We start from the raw sequence: 6,456 nt of genomic DNA on the forward strand, positions 1-6,456 counted from the left end.
CTTTGCAGTAAGGTTTCTACTAATTTGTCACCAGATGTTTTTTGCGTCATGTTTTGTATTTTACCATGCTGTGGCTAGATTGTGAACCTTCTTTTTTGCTGTTACCCCGATTTATTGAGCGGATACCTTTTTACGCTGTGTCGATCGGGCTTTTAATCGATGGCATACCACAAATCGGCGTAATTTACGACCCTTTACATAACGAATTGTTTCGGGCAGGCAAAGGATTGGGGGCAACCTGTAACCGTAAGTCGATCGCAGTTTCCCAAAGTTCAGAATTGAGAACCAGCTTGCTAGTGACCGGCTTTGCATACGATCGGCGCGAAACAGCAGACAATAATTATGCCGAATTCTGTCACCTCACCCACCTCACCCAAGGCGTGCGGCGTAGTGGTTCAGCTGCCCTAGACCTCGCACATACAGCCTGCGGGCGATCGGACGGATACTGGGAACGGGGACTCTCCCCTTGGGACGTAGCAGCCGGTGTAGTGATCCTGTCCGAAGCCGGAGGTCAAGTTACAGCCTATGACGGTAGTGCCTTTGAGATCAACTCTGGTCGAGTTTTGGCCACAAACGGCAAAATACACGCCGAACTCAGCAGCGCACTGCTAGCAGTTCCGCCCTTATCTTCCTGGAGGTAGCACGCCCGCAACAAGAGCTCAGGGATAGTACGGGGGTCATAACCCCTTGACTCAGGCTACATTAAAGAATAGTGAAAAGCCAAGAAAGCGAGAGTAAAAGTTATGTCTTTTGAAATGACAAAAGGGCTGTTCAAGTACGACGTTATAGATCAGCACGCAATTTTGGGAGTTCCTTTAGACGCCGAGTTTAACGACATCCGCAAGCGCTACATGAAAATTGCCCGCCGCTTGCATTCGGATACTTGCTCTTTTGAAGACCAAGCCGATAAAGATTGGGCTAACCAATTTTTGTCAAAAATGGTCACTCCGGCATACAACAAATTCTCTAAGGAAAGCGATCGCAAAGAATACAACTTGCTGTTAGCAGCCATCGGTAAGCGCGTCCTTAAAGAACAAGCAAAAATGCAAATCGAAAGCGCAGCAGCCAAAGAGTTAGCTACCGCTAAAGATTTGGAAGAAGCTTACAAAACAGCAGTGGGCAAACTCGCTCTCAAGCAGTACGAATCGGTTGCGGAAACCGAAGATGCGATCGCTCAAATTAGCGAACTCAACATGGTTTATTTGCTGCGAAAAGAGCGGCTTGGCGGTGCGGTTGGAATTGGTTCGCCCACAAAATCAGCAACCCCACCAACTAACACCGCAACAAAACCAGCAGTAGCAACCCCAGCCGTAACAAAACCAGCCGCAACCCCAGCCGCAGCAAATCTAGTGCCACCTCCGCCGACCAAACCCCCAGTAGACTCCGTGGCTGACGGATCTTGTCGCCGAGCTCAAGGATTCATGGACAGCAAAAGTTACGCCAAAGCAATTTTAGAGTTGAAAGAAGCCGTGAAACGCGAGCCAAAACACAGCCAAGCTCACGCTTTGTTAGCAATGTGTTACTTTCAACAAAATCAAGCCACAATGGCAAAACTTGAGGTGCAAAAAGCTTTGGCATCAAATCCTCAAGAACCGACGGCTTTGGAAGTTAAGAAAAAGCTGGAACAGGCAGCAGCTTCGGGGGCAAAGGAAAAGAAAAATGAGAGCAAACTGGGCGCATTTTTTGAGGGTTTGTTTAGCGGGAAGAAGAAATAAAAAGATCAGACGGCGGTTTCAACCGCCCGGTCTTCTTTAACACCGTCTCTCAAGGTAAGCTTCTAATGTCAATCGAAAATCTAAAGTCTAAAATCTAAAATTGATATGGTTCACCAACCCCCATCGGGTGCAAGAGATTTATTGCCCCTTGACGTTGCTCAAAAAATTTCGATCGAACGGCGCTTACAGCAGGTTTTTCACCGCTGGGGCTATCACCGGATTATTACCTCTACTCTAGAAAGGCTGGAGACTTTGATGGCTGGGGGCGCGATCGACCGATCGACCTTAATTCAACTCCAAGACGCCGAAGATGGAGAACTCGGCTTGCGGCCAGAATTGACAGCATCCATCGCCCGCGCGGCTGCGATGCGGATGTCCGGGACTCGCTGGCAGCCCCAGCGTCTCTACTACAACGCCAACGTCTTCCGCAAAGGCGCAGATACGGGTTCCGGCGGGCAACAGGAGTTCTATCAAGCTGGGGTAGAACTCCTCGGCGCGGGGGGAAGCGTTGCGGATGCGGAAGTGCTGCTGCTGCTGTCTGAGTGCTTGCAGAGCTTAGAAATTGATGACTGGCATTTGGTTTTGGGAGAAGCGGGCTTGACTGCAACTTTGCTAGAACCGTTTCCGCCAAATGTGCGCCAAAAAGTGCGATCGGCGATCGCCAATCTCGATCGCATAGCCTTGGAAACTTTGCCACTTTCTGACGAATTGCGAGAAAGAGCTCTACTGTTGTTTGACTTGCGCGGCCGGCCAGAAGATGTATTGGAGATTGTGGCGAAGCTGGATTTAGATGTGCCACAGCAAGCCGCGTTAAATGAACTCAAATGTGCGATCGAGCTACTGCACAAATGTCAAGCAAAAATCCCCAATTTAAAATCTCACATCCACCTCGATTTGAGTTTAATTCAAACATTTGACTACTACACTGGAATAGTGTTTGAAGTTGTCAGCAGCAGCAAAACAGGACAGCGAGTTTTAGGACAAGGCGGGCGGTACGATCGCCTGTTGGGACTGTTCGATCCCCAAGGGCAAAACTCCCCCGGCATCGGGTTTTGTCTGAATATTGAAGATTTGCACCAAGTTTTGTTGACAGAGGGTCAATTGCCTACAGAGACAGCAGCCAGCGAATGGTTAGTTGTGCCTCAAACTCCCGAAGCAGCGGCGGCGGCCTTTGATTATGCCCGCAAACTCCGAGAGTCTACTCCCCTAGTACGGGTGGAGATAGATTTAGAGAGAAGGGAGACAGAAGAGGAAGCCAGGGACTACGCGCGCGATCGTAGAATTGGTCAAATTGCTTGGGTAAATGCCGCAGGTGCTGCAACAATTGAAACCCTAAACTAGGATGTGTTTAAAACCTAATTCCTAATATCATGTCCACCAAATTACCAGCAATAAAAACAGTTTGTAGTGAGGACTTCAGACCGCAAAAAAACAGAGGACTCGCATTCCTCACTGCCAACCAATTGTATTGTTGTAATTAGACAGACATGATATAATGTCAAATCTAAAATCTAAAAACTAAAATCTAAAATAGAAACATGGCACACACTATCGTTACAAATATTTGCGAGGGAGTTGCTGATTGTGTCGGCGCTTGTCCGGTGGCTTGCATTCACCCAGGCCCGGGCAAAAATGTCAAAGGTACTGATTGGTATTGGATTGATTTTGATACCTGCATAGACTGTGGCATTTGTTTGCAAGTCTGTCCAGTCGAAAATGCGATCGTCCCAGATGAACGGCCCGAATTGCAGCAAACACCAACTTGATAGCAATTGATGGCTAGATAGCTATTGTAGGGTGCGTCAGGTTTGAATGTTTTGACTACAGGCTAAGGCTTTCCGCCTGATACACCCTACTGTTAGTTAGCTAAATTGATTTTTTTTTTGAACCGCAGAGGGCACAGAGAGCACAGAGAATAAGGGTGAGAAAATCAGAAAAATCTAACGTTTAGATATCTAAGTGCAGGTAATTAATTATGCTACTTTTAGATCCAAAAACTCTCGAACCAGCTACCGAACAGCGCATTATTTTATATGATGTGACTTGGGAACAATACGAGCAACTTTCCGAGATGTTTGTCGATGAATTCCCCCGGATGACTTACTTGGAAGGAACGTTAGAAATTATTATGACGACTTCGCCAGAACACGAAAGACTCAAAAAGATTATTGCGCGGTTGATAGAAATTTATGCAGTTGAAAGGCTAATTAATCTCAACGGTTACGGAAATGCTACATTTCGCAGCGAAGCCGTGAGACGGGGTGCGGAACCTGATGAGTGTTACTGTTTGGGTTTACTTGCAGAAGTCCCGGATATTGTGATAGAAATTGCTCTGACTAGCGGCGGAGTTGATAAACTGGATGTGTATCGCGGTTTGCAGGTTCCTGAAGTCTGGTTTTGGGCGGATGACCGATTTTCTCTTTACCATTTGCGAGAATCTGGTTATGAGTTAATTTCGAGTAGTGAATTTTTACCTGAGTTAGATTTTTCTGTGTTGAGTCAATATGTAGGATATGATAACCAGACTGAAGCTGTGATTGCTTATAGAAATGTTTTGCAAACAGCTAGATAATCCAAAATCAATTATAAAATCTTTTCTTCCCTTCTCTTCGCTGGCGCGCGGCCAAAGCAGTTCATTAAAAAAAGCCTAAAAGAAAATGCAAAATATCGCACTTACCCCCGAACAACAGTTATCAATCCGCAGCCACGGCGAAAGCGCTTATCCAGAAGAATGCTGCGGTTTATTGTTAGGTACGATCGCACACAGTGTTAAAACTGTAGTAGAAGTTTTGCCGACTGACAACGCTTGGAGTGCCGAAGCCGAGGAGAATTGGCCGGAACAAAAAGACTTGACAGAACAACGCAGATATGCTATTAGACCTGAAGATATGTTGCGGGCGATGAAACACGCGCGCGATCGCAATTTAGACATCATCGGCATATATCATTCTCACCCAGATAGTCCCGCAGTGCCCTCGGAGTGCGATCGGACATTGGCATGGGCCCAATACTCCTACATCATAGTGTCCGTCCGACAAGGCAGTTCACAAGACCTCCGCAGTTGGAGTCTGGACGCAGAGGGCTACTTTCAAGCAGAGGAAATTGTCGCAGTCGAACCGACTCAGATTAAGAAATAGTTAGTAAAAATAACAAACACGCAAAAATGCGAAAAATTCAGATAGGATATAATTCAAAATCAGCCTATAACAGAATATCATGCTAAATCCTAATCTGGACGAGATCCAGCTCAACAAACAAGAATACGAACGCTACTCTCGCCACCTCATCCTCCCAGAAGTTGGATTGGAAGGGCAGAAGCGTCTCAAAGCAGCCAGCGTACTCTGCATCGGTACGGGAGGACTCGGTTCGCCGCTGCTGCTGTATTTAGCAGCCGCCGGTGTTGGCCGCATTGGGATTGTAGACTTTGATGTTGTAGACCATTCCAACTTGCAGCGCCAAGTAATTCACGGCACTTCTTGGGTTGGGAAACCGAAGATTGAGTCGGCGAAAAATCGGATTTTAGAAATTAATCCTTTTTGTCAAGTTGATTTGTACAATACTCACGTTAGTTCCGAAAATGCGATCGGCATTGCCACTCCCTACGATATCATCATCGACGGCACGGACAACTTCCCGACTCGCTATTTGATGAACGACGTTGCAGTCCTTTTAAACAAACCCAACATCTACGGTTCCATCTTCCGATTTGAAGGACAAGCAACAGTTTTCAACTACCAAGGCGGCCCGAATTACCGCGATTTGTACCCAGAACCACCCCCTCCAGGGATGGTTCCTTCCTGTGCCGAAGGCGGCGTTTTAGGCGTTTTGTGCGGTATTATCGGTTCTATCCAAGCAACGGAAGCTATCAAAATTATCTTAGGTCAAGGCACAACCTTGAGCGGCAGATTGTTGCTTTACAATGCCTTAGAAATGACATTCCGCGAATTGAAACTGCGGCCGAATCCAGTGCGCCCCGTAATTGAAAAGTTAATCGATTACGAACAATTCTGCGGCATTCCTCAAGCTAAAGCCCAGGAAGCGCAAGAACAACAGCAAATTTCTGAGATGACTGTCACTGAACTTAAAAAGTTAATCGACAGCGGTGCGAAGGATTTTGTATTGTTAGATGTCCGCAATCCTAACGAGTATCAAATTGCTCAAATTCCTGGGTCAGTTTTGGTTCCTTTGCCGGATATCGAACACGGCGAAGGTGTTGCTAAGGTCAAGGAATTGTTGAACGGGCATCGCTTGATTGCACATTGCAAAATGGGCGGGCGTTCTGCGAAGGCCTTGGGCATTTTGAAGGAAGCGGGAATTGAGGGGATTAATGTTAAGGGCGGAATTAATGCTTGGAGTCAAGAAGTAGATTCGTCTGTTCCTCAATATTAAGAAGACGGGGCGGTTGAAACCGCGTCTACACAAACAAAACCCGCGGAGGCGGGTTGATGAAAAAGACCGGACATCTGACATTATGTTATTTTCTTCAGTCGGCGTCCGGCTGACATCGTTTGGCAAGAAGCGGTTTCAACTGCTGTCTCATCTTCGCTGATCTGATATATAGCCTTTCTCAGAAAGATCAGGTACGCTTCCGGCATAGGGCATAAGCCTCCGTGGGCTAGCCCTGTCAAGGTTTTTGCTGAGCTTGCTTCAAAAGTCGAGCTGTAGATACATGACGATGCAGTGGGTCTACAATCAAGTCCGGTTTTTTCTTCTTAGGAGAACGAGGTTGTTTAAGCAAAGA

Annotated in this window: 6 protein-coding genes and 1 pseudogene; all 7 read left to right on the top strand. The window is 46.8% G+C overall.

Annotated elements, in window-relative coordinates; all coding sequences use genetic code 11:
- Positions 1-110: 110 nt before the first annotated feature.
- Positions 111-641, top strand: a pseudogene (locus tag K4039_RS27585) (inositol monophosphatase family protein); the annotation flags it as partial.
- 102 nt (positions 642-743) lie between these two features.
- A complete protein-coding gene (locus tag K4039_RS27590) occupies positions 744-1,715 on the top strand; it encodes a tetratricopeptide repeat protein (protein ID WP_265239692.1) in 972 nt (323 codons plus the stop codon).
- 105 nt (positions 1,716-1,820) lie between these two features.
- Positions 1,821-3,056 carry an ATP phosphoribosyltransferase regulatory subunit gene (locus K4039_RS27595; protein ID WP_265239693.1) on the top strand — a complete coding sequence of 412 codons (1,236 nt, stop codon included), beginning with the start codon at positions 1,821-1,823 and terminating at the stop codon, positions 3,054-3,056.
- Between the two features lie 197 nt (positions 3,057-3,253).
- Positions 3,254-3,481 carry a ferredoxin family protein gene (locus K4039_RS27600; RefSeq protein WP_194010874.1) on the top strand — a complete coding sequence of 76 codons (228 nt, stop codon included), beginning with the start codon at positions 3,254-3,256 and terminating at the stop codon, positions 3,479-3,481.
- 209 nt (positions 3,482-3,690) lie between these two features.
- Entirely contained in the window at positions 3,691-4,287 is a 597-nt protein-coding gene (locus K4039_RS27605) for a Uma2 family endonuclease (RefSeq protein WP_265239694.1), read from the top strand.
- Positions 4,288-4,372: 85 nt separating this feature from the next.
- A complete protein-coding gene (locus K4039_RS27610) occupies positions 4,373-4,852 on the top strand; it encodes a M67 family metallopeptidase (RefSeq protein ID WP_265239695.1) in 480 nt (159 codons plus the stop codon).
- A gap of 79 nt (positions 4,853-4,931) precedes the next feature.
- Positions 4,932-6,104 carry a molybdopterin-synthase adenylyltransferase MoeB gene (gene moeB, locus K4039_RS27615; protein ID WP_265239696.1) on the top strand — a complete coding sequence of 391 codons (1,173 nt, stop codon included), beginning with the start codon at positions 4,932-4,934 and terminating at the stop codon, positions 6,102-6,104.
- Positions 6,105-6,456: the final 352 nt, after the last annotated feature.

The organism is Lyngbya sp. CCAP 1446/10, assembly GCF_026130175.1.
Lineage (GTDB): Bacteria > Cyanobacteriota > Cyanobacteriia > Cyanobacteriales > Microcoleaceae > Microcoleus.

Bases quoted from the DNA above. Each gene is read 5' to 3' on its own strand.
- K4039_RS27590 (WP_265239692.1), top strand. From the start codon at position 744: ATGTCTTTTGAAATGACAAAAGGGCTGTTCAAGTACGACGTTATAGAT.
- K4039_RS27595 (WP_265239693.1), top strand. From the start codon at position 1,821: ATGGTTCACCAACCCCCATCGGGTGCAAGAGATTTATTGCCCCTTGAC.
- K4039_RS27605 (WP_265239694.1), top strand. From the start codon at position 3,691: ATGCTACTTTTAGATCCAAAAACTCTCGAACCAGCTACCGAACAGCGC.
- K4039_RS27610 (WP_265239695.1), top strand. From the start codon at position 4,373: ATGCAAAATATCGCACTTACCCCCGAACAACAGTTATCAATCCGCAGC.
- K4039_RS27600 (WP_194010874.1), top strand. From the start codon at position 3,254: ATGGCACACACTATCGTTACAAATATTTGCGAGGGAGTTGCTGATTGT.
- moeB (WP_265239696.1), top strand. From the start codon at position 4,932: ATGCTAAATCCTAATCTGGACGAGATCCAGCTCAACAAACAAGAATAC.